The organism is Enterobacter cloacae complex sp. ECL414, from assembly GCF_021869685.1.
GTDB classification, from domain to species: Bacteria; Pseudomonadota; Gammaproteobacteria; order Enterobacterales; family Enterobacteriaceae; genus Enterobacter; species Enterobacter kobei.
This window is the reverse complement of the sequence record NZ_CP091481.1, coordinates 663,020-677,966: the sequence shown is the minus strand read 5'-3', so window position 1 is coordinate 677,966 and position 14,947 is coordinate 663,020. Positions and strand designations below refer to the sequence as shown.

Annotated in this window: 13 protein-coding genes; 2 read left to right on the top strand and 11 right to left on the bottom strand. The window is 55.2% G+C overall.

Annotated elements, in window-relative coordinates:
- Nucleotides 1-74: 74 nt before the first annotated feature.
- The 5 genes from ispH to ribF form a co-directional block, all read right to left on the bottom strand.
- Nucleotides 75-1,025: a 4-hydroxy-3-methylbut-2-enyl diphosphate reductase gene (gene ispH, locus L3068_RS03200; RefSeq protein WP_014882496.1), complete on the bottom strand. Its 951-nt coding sequence runs from the start codon at nucleotides 1,023-1,025 to the stop codon at nucleotides 75-77.
- Nucleotide 1,026: 1 nt separating this feature from the next.
- Nucleotides 1,027-1,476, bottom strand: a complete 450-nt coding sequence (gene fkpB, locus L3068_RS03195; RefSeq protein ID WP_003856450.1) for an FKBP-type peptidyl-prolyl cis-trans isomerase — start codon at nucleotides 1,474-1,476, stop codon at nucleotides 1,027-1,029.
- Between the two features lie 117 nt (nucleotides 1,477-1,593).
- Nucleotides 1,594-2,094, bottom strand: a complete 501-nt coding sequence (gene lspA, locus L3068_RS03190) for a signal peptidase II (protein WP_008502034.1) — start codon at nucleotides 2,092-2,094, stop codon at nucleotides 1,594-1,596.
- Nucleotides 2,094-4,910 carry an isoleucine--tRNA ligase gene (gene ileS / locus L3068_RS03185; RefSeq protein WP_045135532.1) on the bottom strand — a complete coding sequence of 939 codons (2,817 nt, stop codon included), beginning with the start codon at nucleotides 4,908-4,910 and terminating at the stop codon, nucleotides 2,094-2,096. Before ileS ends, lspA begins: the two co-directional genes overlap by 1 nt.
- Before the next feature lie 45 nt (nucleotides 4,911-4,955).
- Nucleotides 4,956-5,882, bottom strand: coding sequence for a bifunctional riboflavin kinase/FAD synthetase (gene ribF, locus L3068_RS03180; protein ID WP_117580890.1), 927 nt, complete (start codon nucleotides 5,880-5,882; stop codon nucleotides 4,956-4,958).
- A 327-nt stretch (nucleotides 5,883-6,209) separates the two neighbouring features.
- Here ribF and rpsT point away from each other — a divergent pair, with 327 nt between their 5' ends.
- Nucleotides 6,210-6,473: a 30S ribosomal protein S20 gene (gene rpsT, locus L3068_RS03170; protein WP_003856458.1), complete on the top strand. Its 264-nt coding sequence runs from the start codon at nucleotides 6,210-6,212 to the stop codon at nucleotides 6,471-6,473.
- 57 nt (nucleotides 6,474-6,530) lie between these two features.
- Here the strand turns inward: rpsT and nhaR are convergent, their stop codons facing one another.
- The 4 genes from nhaR to dnaK form a co-directional block, all read right to left on the bottom strand.
- Nucleotides 6,531-7,430 (bottom strand): transcriptional activator NhaR, encoded by a 900-nt coding sequence (gene nhaR / locus L3068_RS03165; RefSeq protein WP_014882493.1) that lies wholly within the window; start codon nucleotides 7,428-7,430, stop codon nucleotides 6,531-6,533.
- Nucleotides 7,431-7,487: 57 nt separating this feature from the next.
- Entirely contained in the window at nucleotides 7,488-8,663 is a 1,176-nt protein-coding gene (gene nhaA / locus L3068_RS03160; protein ID WP_023332057.1) for a Na+/H+ antiporter NhaA, read from the bottom strand.
- 172 nt (nucleotides 8,664-8,835) lie between these two features.
- Nucleotides 8,836-9,981: a molecular chaperone DnaJ gene (dnaJ, locus tag L3068_RS03155; RefSeq protein WP_014830600.1), complete on the bottom strand. Its 1,146-nt coding sequence runs from the start codon at nucleotides 9,979-9,981 to the stop codon at nucleotides 8,836-8,838.
- An 87-nt stretch (nucleotides 9,982-10,068) separates the two neighbouring features.
- The gene (gene dnaK, locus L3068_RS03150) at nucleotides 10,069-11,982 is read right to left on the bottom strand and encodes a molecular chaperone DnaK (RefSeq protein ID WP_014882491.1); all 1,914 of its coding nucleotides are present in this window, start codon (nucleotides 11,980-11,982) and stop codon (nucleotides 10,069-10,071) included.
- Between the two features lie 296 nt (nucleotides 11,983-12,278).
- Between dnaK and satP the strand changes: the two genes are divergently transcribed.
- Entirely contained in the window at nucleotides 12,279-12,845 is a 567-nt protein-coding gene (gene satP, locus L3068_RS03145) for an acetate uptake transporter (protein WP_023332055.1), read from the top strand.
- Here the strand turns inward: satP and L3068_RS03140 are convergent.
- Complete coding sequence (locus L3068_RS03140) at nucleotides 12,822-14,144, bottom strand: MFS transporter (RefSeq protein ID WP_032637528.1); 1,323 nt, start codon at nucleotides 14,142-14,144, stop codon at nucleotides 12,822-12,824. The two genes, satP and L3068_RS03140, sit on opposite strands and share 24 nt — an antisense overlap.
- A 122-nt stretch (nucleotides 14,145-14,266) precedes the next feature.
- Nucleotides 14,267-14,854 (bottom strand): molybdopterin adenylyltransferase, encoded by a 588-nt coding sequence (gene mog, locus L3068_RS03135; protein WP_032637529.1) that lies wholly within the window; start codon nucleotides 14,852-14,854, stop codon nucleotides 14,267-14,269.
- Nucleotides 14,855-14,947: the final 93 nt, after the last annotated feature.

The following is a 14,947-nucleotide window of genomic DNA, read 5'->3' as shown; positions in this document are numbered from 1 at the left end:
TTTGTCGTCACGATAAAGTACGGGGCAAAAAAAAGGCCAGCACATGAGATGCTGGCCTTTCATCAGATAATGGGTTATTCCACTTCGCGAGCATCGATACGCAGTTCTTTCGGGACCTCGAAAACAATGTTCTCTTCGCGTCCTTCGAGCGGAACCGCTTCGCCGCCGCCGAGTTCCTGCAGGCGGACAATGACGTTCTGCACCAGAATATCCGGCGCGGAAGCGCCTGCGGTCACGCCGACGCAGGCCGCATTTTTCACCCACGCTTCCTGAATATCCGTCGCGTCGTCGATCAGAAATGCCGCTTTACCCATACGCTGTGCCAGTTCGGCCAGACGGTTAGAGTTAGAGGAGTTTTTCGAGCCGACCACCAGCACCACATCCGCCTGTTCAGCCAGCGCGCGCACCGCTTCCTGACGGTTGGTGGTGGCGTAGCAGATATCGTCTTTACGCGGCCCGACGATCTTCGGGAAGCGCTGGCGCAGTGCGTCAATCACATCAGAGGTATCGTCAACGGAGAGCGTCGTCTGGGTCATAAACGACAGACGGGCTTCGTTTTTGACGTTCAGCGTCAGGACATCTTCAGGCGACTCCACCAGATACATGCCCCCTTCCGGGTTACTGTACTGGCCCATCGTGCCTTCGACTTCCGGATGACCCGCGTGGCCAATCAGAATCGACTCTTCACCACGACGGCTGGCGCGCGCCACTTCCATATGCACTTTCGTCACCAGCGGACAGGTGGCATCAAAGACCGTCAGATCGCGGCTTTTCGCTTCGTTACGGACGGCCTGAGAGACACCGTGCGCGGAGAAGATCAGGATCGCACCGTCCGGCACTTCGCTAATCTGCTCGATGAAAATAGCACCACGCTCGCGCAGGCTGTCGACCACATAGCGGTTGTGCACCACTTCGTGACGCACATAAATCGGCGCGCCGTAAATTTCCAGCGCGTTTTCAACAATGCTGATAGCGCGGTCTACACCGGCGCAGAAGCCGCGCGGGTTAGCCAACAGGATCTGCATTTCAGGCCTCCAGTGCTGGGTCAATCTCCAGCACTTCAACATCAAAATGAACGGTACGCCCGGCAAGCGGATGGTTGAAATCAACGGTAATGGAGTCACCGTTGATTTCGCGGATCACACCAGGCATTTCGCTGCCGTCCATAGCGGTAAAGAGCATAATCGCCCCGATTTCCGGCTCACCCGCGTCCATAAATTCGCGACGCGAGAAATACTGGATCAGATCCGGGCTTGGCACACCAAACGCAGCATCTGGCTCCAGCGAAAAGGCTTTTTTCTCGCCCTCTTTCAGGCCAAGAAGCTGCTGCTCAAGACCTTCAGACAGGGAGGTATCGCCAAGACGGAACAGGGCCGGTTTGCCGTTATTGCGGGTGGATTCAGCCGTGGAGCCATCATCCAGCTTCAGCGTGAAGTGGACGAGAACCGCGCTGTTGCTCTGTACGGATTTAGACATGCAAATTGCTCGCTTGTTTTGGGTCACCTGTTGCCCGGTGGCGCTACGCTTACCGGGCCTACGGGAGGCCACAAATTCTGTAGGCCGGGTAAGCGTAGCGCCACCCGGCATTGATGCTTACGCCTGCTCTTTCGCGGCCGGTTTCGGCAAGAAACCTTCCAGCACGATTAACGCCGCACCGATGCAAATTGCGCTATCGGCGAGGTTAAAGGTCGCGAAGTGCCAGTCGCCGACGTAGAAGTCGATCATATCGACCACAAAGCCGTGCCACAGGCGATCGAACAGATTACCCAGCGCGCCGCCAATGATCAGCGCGTAGGCGATGTTATTCAGCTTTTGCGTTGCCTTCGAACGGTACATCAGCACTGCCAGTATGACGCAAATACCTAAAGCGATACCCGCGAAGAACCAGCGCTGCCAGCCACCGCTGTCAGCAAGGAAGCTAAACGCCGCACCGTAGTTACGTGCGTAGTGCAGGTTAAGCGACGGGAACAGCGGGACCGTCTCCCCCAGAGCAAAGTTCTGGAGGATCAGGAATTTGCTGCCCAGATCGATAATCAGCACTACCACAACCAGCCACAGCCAGCGCAGTCCTGTTGAACAGAGAGTTTTACTCATCAGGCAAACTTACGTTTTTCGCCGTCACCGGCGACGTTGCTTACACAGCGTCCGCAGATGTCTGCGTGTTCCGCCACCTGGCCGACATCCGTGGTGTAATGCCAGCAACGCGGGCATTTCTCACCGTCGGCTTTGCTCAGCGCGACTTTCAGTCCTTTGAGCAGCTCGCTCTGCTGAGCATCAGCAGAGGCCTCGGCATAATCCGCAACTTTCGCACCGGAGGTCAACAGGACAAATCGTAATTCATCACCCAGCGCGGTCAGTTTTGCCGCCAGCTCAGGTTCGGCGTACAGGGTGACTGCTGCTTCCAGAGAGCCGCCGACTTTCTTGTCCGCACGCGCCTGTTCTATAACCTTGTTCACTTCGCCACGCACTTTCAGCAGCTCGTCCCAGAAGGCATCGTTCATCGCTTCGGTGCTGGAGAGATCGAACAGACCTTCGTACCACTCGCCCGTGAAGACATATTTCTCACGGTCGCCTGGCAGGTAGCCCCAGATTTCATCTGCGGTGAAGGACATGATCGGCGCCATCCAGCGAACCAGCGCTTCAGCGATGTGGAACAGTGCGGTCTGGCAGCTACGACGCGCCACGCTGTCCGCTTTCGCGGTGTACTGGCGGTCTTTGATGATGTCGAGATAGAACGAGCCCATTTCGATGGAGCAGAAGCGCATCAGGCGCTGCACCACTTCGTGGAAATCATAAGACTCATAGGCTTTCAGGATATCGTCCTGCGCCGCTTTCGCACAGCCTACCGCCCAGCGGTCCAGCACGACCATCTCTTCCGGTTTCACCATGTCCTTCACTGGATCAAAACCGTTCAGGTTCGCCAGCAGGAAGCGCGCGGTGTTACGGATACGACGATAGCTGTCGGCAGCACGCTTCAGGATCTCGTCAGACACCGCCATTTCGCCGGTGTAGTCGGTAGAAGCCACCCAGAGACGCAGAATGTCTGCGCCCAGCTTGTTCATCACATCCTGCGGAGAAACGGTGTTCCCGATGGATTTAGACATCTTACGACCCTGACCATCCACGGTGAAGCCGTGAGTCAGTACCTGGCGGTAAGGTGCTTTACCTTTCATGGCGGTGGAGATCATCAGGGATGACATGAACCAGCCGCGGTGTTGGTCAGACCCTTCCAGATACATGTCGGCAGCGTGACCGGCAAACTCTGGACGCACGTCAACCACCGAGGCGTGGGTCGAACCAGAGTCGAACCACACGTCCAGGGTATCTGGCACTTTCTCGTAGTTGTCCGCGTCCGCGCCCAGGATGTCGCGGGCATCGAGATCCCACCACGCCTGAATGCCGTCAACTTCGACGCGCTTCGCCACTTCTTCCATCAGTTCCAGGGTATTCGGGTGCAGTTCCTGCGTCTCTTTATGTACGAACAGAGACATCGGCACGCCCCAGGTACGCTGACGAGAGATACACCAGTCAGGACGGTTAGCGACCATGGATTCGATACGCGCCTGGCCCCAGTCCGGGATCCACTGCACGCCTTTGATCTCTTTCAGAGACTGCTCACGCAGGCCTTTCTGATCCATGCTGACGAACCACTGCGGGGTTGCACGGAAGATGATCGGCGTCTTGTGACGCCAGCAGCATGGATAGCTGTGCTGCATTTTCTCAACGTGCAGCAGCGCGCCGCTGGTGCGCAGCATATCCACGATGATGTCGTTGGCTTTAAAGACGTTGATACCGTCCAGAGCCGGATAAGTACCAGGCAGGTACGAGCCGTCCGGCCCCACCGGGTTAGCGATTTCCAGACCGTACTTCAGGCTGATGTTGTAGTCGTCAGGACCGTGACCACCGGCGGTGTGTACCGCACCGGTACCGGCTTCCAGCGTAACGTGGTCGCCCAGGATGGCCGGAACGTCGAAGCCCAGGAACGGGTGTTTGAAGCGCATCAGTTCCAGCGCGTCGCCTTTCACGGTACCCAGCACGGTGTAGTCGGTGATGTTCGCGCGTTTCAGCACGCTCTCCACCAGATCTTTCGCCAGGATAACCGCGCGACCCTCAATCTGCACCAGCGCGTAGTCAAACTCACCGGACAGAGAGATTGCACGGTTGGCTGGCAGCGTCCACGGCGTGGTGGTCCAGATCACCAGCGAGACCGGGCCGTTAACGGAGGAGACGCCAAATTTGGCTTTCACCGCATCCTGATCGACAGCGTCGAACGCCACGTCGATAGAAGGCGAGGTTTTGTCGTAATACTCTACTTCGGCTTCTGCCAGCGCAGAACGGCAGTCCACGCACCAGTGCACCGGCTTCGCGCCTTTGTGCAGATGGCCGTTACCGATGATTTTGCCCAGCGCACGGATGATGTTGGCTTCAGTTTTGAAGTCCATAGTCAGGTACGGGTGCGACCAGTCGCCCAATACACCCAGACGGATAAAGTCCGCACGCTGGCCATCAACCTGCGTGGCAGCGTATTCGCGGCATTTTGCACGGAACTCAGCGGCGGTGAACTTCTCACCTGGCTTGCCAAACTCTTGCTCTACTTTCAGCTCGATTGGCAGACCGTGGCAGTCCCAGCCCGGAACGTAAGGCGAGTCATATCCCGTGAGGCCTTTGGACTTCACGATAATGTCTTTCAGAATCTTGTTTACAGAGTGACCAATATGAATGCTGCCATTCGCATAGGGAGGGCCATCATGCAGAATGAAGGTTTTTTTGCCTTTTTTGGCTGCACGAATGATGCCGTACAGGTCATCATCGGTCCAACGCGCCAGCATTCCCGGTTCGCGCTTGGCGAGATCGCCGCGCATCGGGAACCCTGTTTCCGGCAAATTCAGGGTTGATTTATAGTCACTCATCAGATTCTCGGTTCCGTATTTATCACGTAGGCATTTAAGCCGGGTTCATAGCCCAAAAAACTCGCGGGCCGTCAATTCATCACGCGCAATCTGCGCTTTTAGTTCATCCAGTGAAGCAAATCGCTGCTCATTGCGTATTTTTTTACGCAGTATTACATCTATATGGCGACCATAAAGGTCCATTACAACGTCCAGCAGGTGCACTTCTAACTGTTGACGTACACCGGCGACAGTGGGACGCGTGCCAATGTTGGCAACGCCGTAAAACGGCTTATCGCCCAGTCCTGCCACTTCCACCGCATAGACCCCTTTAACCGGGGAAACCTGACGACGCAGCGGGATATTCGCCGTCGGGAAACCTATCGTGCGCCCCAGGGCGTCGCCATGCACGACGCGGCCTGAGATGGTAAACGGATGCCCCAGCAGCGTTTCTGCCGTATCCAGTTCATCATTCGCCAGTGCCTGACGCACCGCCGTGCTGCTGACGCGCACGCCGCCTTCACAGAAGGTCATCGCGCTGGTCACGTCAAAACCGTACTCCAGGCCCGCCTTCTGTAATAGCAAGAAATCGCCCTGCCGACCAGCGCCAAAGCGGAAATCATCCCCCACGGCGAGAAACTGTACGCCAAGACGCTTAACCAGCAGGTCGCTGACGAAATTTTGTGCTGTCAGTGCGGCAAAGCGACGATCGAAACGCACGCACAGCACGTAGTCCACGCCGGACTCTGCCAGGTAGCGCAGCTTCTCACGCAGGCGAGTGAGACGGGCGGGCGATTTATCCCCCGCAAACAGCTCCAGCGGTTGCGGTTCGAAAATCATCACCACCACGGGCAGACCACGGGCCTCCCCCTCTTTACGCAATCCCTGCAACAGCGCCTGATGACCACGATGCACGCCGTCGAAATTACCAATAGTCAGCACGCACCCGTCTTGTGCGCTGCTGAGATTATGTATGCCGCGTATCAGCTTCATGTCTGGCTCAAAACAGTGAAAATCGCCAAAGTATACCTTGTACCGCGGTTAAGGTTAACCGGCGATTGTTCGCGCAAAACAGAAAGCCGTAATGATTTCATCAGGCTGACCTTTCACAGCGAAAAAATCTGCTCGTGAACTGCGATTTTTATGCCGAAAGGCTGTATTCACGCAAGACAAGCTGGTAGAATCCTGCGCCATCACTACGTAACGTAGCGTCGCTTTTTAACGGCGCTTATTTGCACAAATCCATTGACAAAAGAAGGCAAAGAGGGCATATTCCTCGGCCTTTGAATTGTCCACATAGATCATATTTGGGAGTTGGACTTGGCTAATATCAAATCAGCTAAGAAACGTGCCGTTCAGTCTGAAAAGGCTCGTAAGCACAACGCAAGCCGTCGCTCTATGATGCGTACTTTCATCAAGAAAGTATACGCAGCAATCGAAGCTGGCGACAAAGCTGCAGCGCAGAACGCATTTAACGAAATGCAACCAATCGTGGATCGTCAGGCTGCTAAAGGTCTGATCCACAAAAACAAAGCAGCGCGTCATAAAGCAAACCTGACCGCGCAGATCAACAAACTGGCTTAATCGCTACTTGTTGTTGCTTGTTTAAAGAACCCGCTTAACGCGGGTTTTTTTATGTCTTCAGATTGCCGGTGGCGTAAACAGCGCCGAGTAGTCACGGTTGCAGATTCGCTGCACCGCCGGGTGCTGAATCATTCTTTCGGCAAATATGGCGTGATACTCCTCCATCACGTTATCCACTCTGCCAATCTCCGTAATCTTGTTGTCTGAATAGAGATCGAGCACGTACAGCGTTGGCGCAACGAAGATGGCATTGTGCGCTTCGCCAAAGGCTTTCATCAGTGCCGCATCGTCGAATTCACCGAGGATCTCCACCTTCAGCCCCTGCGAGTTAAACCAGTTCAACAGCTTACGCCCGAGCATTGACCGCCTTCCCGGCACCAATAAGCGACGCTCTTCCAGACAGGCCGGGAAGGGTTTTTCCGGCGGTGGATTAATGCACCAGAAGCTGACACCGCATTCGCCAATCTTCACTGAGAACAGCCCTTCCTGCTGCGTGGAGTCGATGGGGCAGTCCGAGATAATCATATCCAGCTTATGCTGGCTCAGCTGTTCCAGCAGCATCTCGTGGGTGGATTCAAAGCAGCGCAGATGGATTTGTTCATCTTCCACCACCGCGGCATCCAGCACGCCGCTCACCAGCCGTTTGGACAGCGCATCCGCCACGCCGACGTCGAAGAGCAGGTTAGACTCTTTGCGATAGTTGACGATATCCAGCATCTCCTGGCTCAGGGTGAACATCTTGTCCGCATAGCGAAAGACCAGTTCCCCAAGTTCGCTTGGCTCAATCCCGCGGCCTTTACGCTTGAACAGCTTGCCCTGCAGGCGCTCTTCCAGCGCCTTGATTTGGCCGGTAATGGTCTGCGGCGTGAGATAGAGCGCCTCAGCCGCCCCCACCACCGAGCCCTGCTTGTAGACGTGCCAGAAGTAGTAAAGATGGTTGTAATTCAAATGAGACATAGCGTCTTCACTCCCTGAGTATGTAACGGGAGAAGGCTCATCTTCTCCCGGTTTCCGTTATGCCTGGACAGCCTGTCCGGGCAATTTCACCTTCAACAAGGTATAACCGATTACCGCGGCCAGTAATGACCCGATAAGAATGCCGAGCTTCGCCCAGACGATGAGTTCAGGGGCATTTGCGCCAAACGCCAGCGTCGAGATAAAGATCGACATGGTAAATCCAATACCACACAGCACGCCGACAGCCATAATCTGACCAAAGGTGGTGCCGTTCGGCAGCGATGCCAGCTTCATCTTCAGCGCCAGCCAGCAGAACAGGCTGATCCCCAGCGGTTTACCAATAAACAGCCCGGCAATAATGCCCAGCGGCAGGACAGACGTCAGCCCATCCAGCGTCACGCCCTGCAGGGAAACGCCGGCGTTAGCAAAGGCAAACAGTGGCAGGATCATAAAGGCGACCCACGGGTGAAGGACATGCTCAAGCTGTTTAGCAGGGGATTTACCCTCCTGCGGTTTTAGCGGCACAAAGAAGCCAACAATCACCCCGGCCAGCGTGGCATGCACGCCGGATTTCAATACCGCTGTCCAGAGTACCATCCCCACGAGGATGTAAATGCCGATGCGGCGGACATTGAAAATGTTCAGCAGCGCCAGGACCGCAATTGCGCCTGCCGCCACGCTCAGCGACAGAATCGACAGATCGCTGGTATAAAACAGCGCGATAATCACGATCGCGCCCAGATCATCAATGATCGCCAGCGCCATCAGGAAGATTTTCAACGCCATCGGCACGCGGCTGCCGAGCAAGGCTAAGACACCGAGCGCAAACGCGATATCCGTTGCCGCCGGGATAGCCCACCCGTCACGCGCAACAGGATCCTGCCAGGTAAACGCAAGGAACAGCAGTGCCGGAACGACCATCCCGCCGATAGCGGCGATCACCGGAAAGGCGGCGCGCTGACGGCTGGCGAGGGAGCCCAACACCAGCTCCCGTTTGACCTCAAGTCCCACCAGCAGGAAGAACACCGCCATTAGCGCATCGTTGATCCACAGCAGCATGTTCTTGTTAATTTCCAGCGCCCCGACCTTCAGCTCAACGGGTGTTTCCAAAAATGCGTGATAGAGATCGCGCGTCATGCCCAGGTTCGCCAGCACCATTGCGGCTGCCGCGGCAATAATCAGGATCACACCACCGGACGCCTCACTGCTAAAGAAACGGTGTAGTAATTTCATTTAAGTTCTCTCTTTTACAACAATACCTCGATAAAACCATAATACCAAGCCAAATAGCTCGGCAAAAACAGATTAATATTGAGTGTAGACTCAGTTTTACCGATCTATCCCCCAAAATAAAAAAGCCCGGAATCGCTTCCGGGCTTTATATCGTTGAAAACCGGCTAACAGATTAGCGGGTCAAGTCGTCGAAGAATTTTTTGACGCCATCAAAGAAGCTTTTGGAGCGCGGACTGTTTTTCTCGCCCGTTGGGCCGCCAAAGCTCTCCTGCAGCTCTTTCAGTAGCTGTTTCTGCTTGTCATTCAGCCCCACTGGGGTTTCTACAACCACACGGCACAGCAGGTCGCCCTGAGCACCGCCGCGAACGGACTTCACGCCTTTACCGCGCATGCGGAACAGCTTACCGGTCTGGGTTTCGCCCGGGATCTTCAGATTGACGCGACCATCCAGGGTAGGCACTTCAATTTCACCACCGAGCGCCGCCATGGCGAAGTTGATCGGCACTTCACAGTACAGGTTGTTACCTTCACGCTCGAAGATGGCATGCTGCTTCACCTGAACCTGAACGTACAGATCGCCTGCCGGTGCGCCGTGCTCACCGGCTTCACCTTCACCTGCCAGACGGATGCGGTCGCCCGTATCCACGCCTGCCGGGATTTTGACGGACAGGGTCTTGGTTTTCTCAACGCGACCATGACCGTGGCATTTAGTGCACGGATCTTTAATCAGCGTACCGCGGCCATGACAGTGAGGACAGGCCTGCTGTACTGCGAAGAAGCCCTGACGCATCTGCACCTGACCGGAACCGTGACAGGTTGGACAGGTCTGCGGCTGGGTACCCGCTTTCGCGCCGCTGCCGTGGCACACGTCACACTCTTCCAGCGTCGGGATACGGATCTCTTTGGTGACACCGCGAACGGCCTCTTCCAGCGTCAGCTCCATGTTGTAGCGCAGGTCTGCGCCGCGCGCTGCGCGCTGACGACCACGACCGCCGCCAAAGATATCGCCGAACACGTCGCCGAAGATGTCGCTGAAATCAGCACCGCCGCCAAAGCCGCCGCCACCGAATCCGCCGCCGCCCATGCCGCCCTGTTCAAAGGCTGCGTGGCCGTACTGGTCATAGGCCGCACGTTTTTGTGCATCGGTCAGGACTTCGTAGGCTTCTTTGATCTCTTTAAATTTTGCTTCAGCCTCTTTATCCCCCTGGTTGCGGTCCGGGTGGAATTTCATGGCCAGGCGCTTATACGCCTTTTTGATTTCACGCTCTTCCGCAGTTTTCGGAACGCCTAAAATCTCGTAATAGTCTTGCTTTGCCATTGGTTTTTTTAAGCCCCTTAACATGCGAGCACGGGCGTGGAGAGTTCTCCTACGCCCGTGCCGATTAATTACCCTGCATCAGGGCGATTATTTTTTGTCTTTAACTTCTTCGAACTCAGCGTCGACAACGTCGTCGTCTTTCGCGTTGTTCGCGGAAGCGTCAGCGCCCGCTTGCTGCTGCGCGTGCTGCTGCTGAGCAATTTCCATCAGCTTCTGGGAAGCCTGTGCCAGCTCCTGCATCTTCGCTTCGATATCCGCTTTGTCTTCGCCTTTCAGAGACGTTTCCAGCGCGGTCAGTGCAGCTTCGATAGCCGTTTTATCTTCCGCTGGCAGTTTGTCGCCCGCTTCTTCAACCTGCTTACGGGTGCTGTGCAGCAGATGGTCACCCTGGTTACGGGTCTGAACCAGCTCTTCGAACTTACGGTCAGATTCCGCGTTCGCTTCTGCTTCACGAACCATTTTCTGGATCTCTTCTTCGTTCAGACCGGAAGAAGCCTTAATGGTGATCTTCTGCTCTTTACCGCTGTTTTTGTCTTTCGCGGAAACGTGCAGGATACCGTCAGCATCGATATCGAAGGTCACTTCGATCTGCGGCATGCCGCGTGGTGCCGGGTTGATACCATCCAGGTTGAACTGACCCAGAGATTTGTTATCAGACGCACGTTTACGCTCACCCTGCAGCACATGGATGGTTACCGCAGACTGGTTGTCTTCAGCGGTAGAGAACACCTGGCTGTGCTTGGTCGGGATAGTGGTGTTTTTAGTGATCAGCGCAGTCATCACGCCGCCCATGGTTTCGATACCCAGAGACAGCGGGGTAACGTCCAGCAGCAGAACGTCTTTCACTTCACCAGTCAATACACCACCCTGAACGGCAGCACCGATAGCAACGGCTTCGTCCGGGTTAACATCTTTACGTGGCTCTTTACCGAAGAACTCAGCCACTTTCTTCTGGACCATTGGCATACGGGTCTGACCACCAACGAGGATAACGTCATTGATATCAGACACGGACAGGCCAGCATCCTGCAGAGCAACTTTCAGTGGCTCGATAGAACGGTTCACCAGGTCTTCGACCAGGCTTTCCAGTTTTGCACGGGTCACTTTGATGTTCATGTGTTTAGGACCGGTCGCATCTGCAGTAATGTACGGCAGGTTAACGTCGGTCTGCTGAGCGGAAGACAGTTCGATCTTCGCTTTCTCAGCGGCTTCTTTCAGGCGCTGCATGGCCAGCGGGTCGTTACGCAGGTCGATGCCCTGATCTTTCTTGAACTCGTCTACGAGGTAGTTGATCAGACGGGTATCGAAGTCTTCACCACCCAGGTGGGTATCACCGTTGGTTGCCAGAACTTCGAAGGTTTTTTCGCCGTCAACTTCGTCGATTTCGATAATAGAGATATCGAAGGTACCACCACCCAGGTCGTAAACCGCGATAGTGCGGTTGCCCACTTCTTTATCCAGACCGTAAGCCAGAGCCGCTGCGGTAGGTTCGTTGATGATACGTTTTACTTCCAGACCTGCGATACGGCCAGCATCTTTGGTAGCCTGACGCTGAGCATCGTTAAAGTAGGCAGGTACGGTGATAACGGCTTCAGTTACTGGCTCACCCAGGTAATCTTCAGCAGTTTTCTTCATTTTTTTCAGCACTTCAGCAGAGATCTGCGGTGGTGCAGTTTTGGTGCCTTTCACATCAAGCCATGCATCGCCGTTATCTGCTGCGATGATTTTATAAGGCATGATAGAAACGTCACGCTGAACTTCTTCGTCCTGGAAGCGGCGGCCGATCAGGCGTTTAATCGCAAACAGGGTATTTTGCGGGTTTGTCACTGCCTGACGTTTAGCCGGCTGACCAACCAGAGTTTCACCATCCTGGGTATAAGCAATGATAGAAGGCGTGGTGCGATCGCCCTCGGCGTTCTCCAGCACGCGTGCAGTAGTGCCGTCCATAATCGCTACACAAGAGTTGGTCGTACCCAGGTCGATACCAATAATTTTACCCATCTAAACGTCTCCACTAAAAATTCAGTCAACATGTGGTTGTGTACCTGTAATAAGGGCAGAACGTGCTTTTTCAACTGCCCAGATTTGATTTTTTTCAGGTCCACACACTGCGGTTGACTACAAGATGGGGTCGCTACGGCATCCATCAAGGGGCAAGCGTAAAAAAATTTTTAATTTCACCCTGATGAGATCATAGACGGCATCGATTGCGCCCATTATGATGCCGCGCCCCGTCAGGGAGTAATGACGCGGGTTTAACCATTTCACCATATTAATGATGATTTTTTTGAGGACTTATGGGCAACACTAAGTTGGCTAATCCGGCTCCGCTGGGCCTGATGGGTTTTGGCATGACCACTATCCTGCTGAACCTGCACAACATCGGGATGTTCCCGATGGATGGCATTATCCTGGCGATGGGCATTTTTTACGGCGGCATAGCACAAATCTTCGCGGGTCTGCTGGAATATAAGAAAGGCAACACCTTCGGCTTAACCGCCTTCACCTCTTACGGCTCGTTCTGGCTGACGCTGGTCGCTATCCTGCTGATGCCTAAAATGGGTCTGGCAGACGCAGCGAATGCCCACTTCCTGGGCGTGTATCTGGGTCTGTGGGGCGTCTTCACCCTGTTCATGTTCTTCGGCACGCTGAAAGGGAACCGCGCGCTGCAGTTCGTCTTCCTGAGCCTGACCGTACTGTTCGCCCTGCTGGCCATCGGCCACCTGGTGGATAACGAAGGCATCGTACACGTTGCAGGCTGGATTGGCCTGGTATGCGGCGCAAGCGCTATCTACCTGGCCATGGGTGAAGTGCTGAACGAGCAGTTCGGCCGCACTATTCTACCGATTGGTGAAAAACACTGATTCGTCTGTCGTGCCCGCCTCGCGGGCACGATTTTCCCCTGACTGCCGAAGCCAAACCCCCAATACCAGCCCCATTAACGATAACGCCAGCACGTACCAGGCCGGCGCCAGGGGAGACACACCCATTAATACCGTCACCGCAATCGGCGTCAGTCCGCCAAAGATGGCATACGAGACGTTGTAAGAAAATGAGATGCCGGTGAAGCGCACCTCAGGTGGAAACGCACGTACCATCACATACGGTACCGCCCCGACAACGCCCACGCACAGGCCTACCACACCGTACAGCAGGAACAGCTGTTCAGGGTGGCTGCCTGCCAAATGGTAAAACGCCCAGCTTGATACGGCCAGTAACAGGCTGCCGACGATAAAGGTCACGCTGGCACCGAAGCGATCGACAGCCAGCCCGGCGGCAAGACAGCCAAAGCAAAGCATAATGGTCGCGATACTGTTCGCCTGTAACGTCACTGCCGGGGCGAACCCGTACTGTTTTTGCAGCCAGACCGGCGACATCAAAATCACCACCACGATGCCCGCCGAGAGCAGCCAGGTGAGCAGCATCGACACCACGACCGCTTTTTTATGGCGCACCACCACGGCTTTGACCGGCAACTCCTGAGCCAGCGCTTTGCGCTGCTGCATCTCAAGGAAAATCGGCGTCTCCTGCAACCAGCGACGCAGGTACATCGCCACCAGGCCAAACGCTCCGCCCAGCAGGAACGGTAAGCGCCAGCCCCAGTCGTGCACAGCCTGCTGCGTCATGCTGGTGTTTACAATGGTCGCAACGACGGAACCAAGCAAAATCCCCACCGTTAACCCCGCGGTTAAGGTGCCGCAGGCGATACCAATGCGGCGCGCCGGAACATGTTCCGCAACAAACACCCACGCCCCCGGTACCTCACCACCGATCGCCGCCCCCTGAAGAATACGCATCAGTAGCAGCAATAACGGGGCAACAATACCCATTGAGGCATAGGTTGGCAGCAGGCCAATCGCCAGCGTCGGCACGGCCATCAGCAGGATACTCAGGGTAAACATTTTCTTGCGCCCGACCAGATCGCCAAAGTGCGCCATCACAATGCCGCCCAGCGGACGTGCCAGATATCCGGCAGCAAAAATGCCGAAGGTTTGCACCTGTCGCAGCCATTCCGGGATATCCGCCGGGAAGAACAACTCCCCTACCACAGCGGCGAAGAAAACAAAGATGATGAAGTCGTAAAACTCCAGCGCGCCGCCCAGAGCGGCGAGCGTGAGGGTTTTGTAATCCTGTCGATTCAGAGGTCGGGTGTTATGTGACATAGCGAACCATTGTGCATGTGTTGTGGATTATTTTTCACAGCAATCGTAAAGAAAAAATTACTATATCGTAAATCCATTTACACACCACTGCGGCTGACGCTAATGTCACATTTTAATTAATTTCAGGAGATTGTCTCGCGTCGGGCGCTTTTAGGACGAAATGCTGCTACCACTTTGTCGTCCGTCTCGACGTACGGCCCTTCCAGCAACTGTATACAATACGGTACACTCGCAAAGATGCCGTGGACGATGACGCTGCCATCCTCCGCTTTCAGTCCTTCCAGCGTCTCTTTGATGGACTTCGGCTGGCCCGGCAGGTTCAGAATCAGCGCCTGTTTGCGGATCACTCCCACCTGGCGAGACAAAATGGCCGTCGGGACAAAGTGTAGACTGATCTGACGCATCTGTTCACCGAAGCCGGGCATTTCACGATCGGCAATCGCCAGCGTCGCGTCCGGGGTAACATCGCGGCGCGCAGGGCCGGTTCCGCCCGTCGTCAGCACAAGGTGACAGCTCATTTCATCCACCAGCTCACACAGGGTCTGCTCGATGATTGGCTGTTCGTCCGGGATCAGGCGGGTCTGGATCTCAAACGGGGTGGTCAACGCGCTTGCCAGCCACTCTTCCAGAGCAGGGATGCCTTTATCCTGGTAAACGCCGCTGGAGGCGCGGTCGGAAATCGACACTAAGCCGATGCGTAAGGTATTCATATCCATTCCATTCAAAAAGTACTGATTAAAGGGAATGATACACGCAGAGGGGAAATTCAGACAGAGTACGAAAGAAGTAGCGTGACCGGGGAC

Bases quoted from the DNA above. Each gene is read 5' to 3' on its own strand.
- ispH (WP_014882496.1), bottom strand. From the start codon at position 1,025: ATGCAGATCCTGTTGGCTAACCCGCGCGGCTTCTGCGCCGGTGTAGAC.
- fkpB (WP_003856450.1), bottom strand. From the start codon at position 1,476: ATGTCTAAATCCGTACAGAGCAACAGCGCGGTTCTCGTCCACTTCACG.
- lspA (WP_008502034.1), bottom strand. From the start codon at position 2,094: ATGAGTAAAACTCTCTGTTCAACAGGACTGCGCTGGCTGTGGCTGGTT.
- ileS (WP_045135532.1), bottom strand. From the start codon at position 4,910: ATGAGTGACTATAAATCAACCCTGAATTTGCCGGAAACAGGGTTCCCG.
- ribF (WP_117580890.1), bottom strand. From the start codon at position 5,882: ATGAAGCTGATACGCGGCATACATAATCTCAGCAGCGCACAAGACGGG.
- nhaR (WP_014882493.1), bottom strand. From the start codon at position 7,430: ATGTCTCATTTGAATTACAACCATCTTTACTACTTCTGGCACGTCTAC.
- nhaA (WP_023332057.1), bottom strand. From the start codon at position 8,663: ATGAAATTACTACACCGTTTCTTTAGCAGTGAGGCGTCCGGTGGTGTG.
- dnaJ (WP_014830600.1), bottom strand. From the start codon at position 9,981: ATGGCAAAGCAAGACTATTACGAGATTTTAGGCGTTCCGAAAACTGCG.
- dnaK (WP_014882491.1), bottom strand. From the start codon at position 11,982: ATGGGTAAAATTATTGGTATCGACCTGGGTACGACCAACTCTTGTGTA.
- satP (WP_023332055.1), top strand. From the start codon at position 12,279: ATGGGCAACACTAAGTTGGCTAATCCGGCTCCGCTGGGCCTGATGGGT.
- L3068_RS03140 (WP_032637528.1), bottom strand. From the start codon at position 14,144: ATGTCACATAACACCCGACCTCTGAATCGACAGGATTACAAAACCCTC.
- mog (WP_032637529.1), bottom strand. From the start codon at position 14,854: ATGAATACCTTACGCATCGGCTTAGTGTCGATTTCCGACCGCGCCTCC.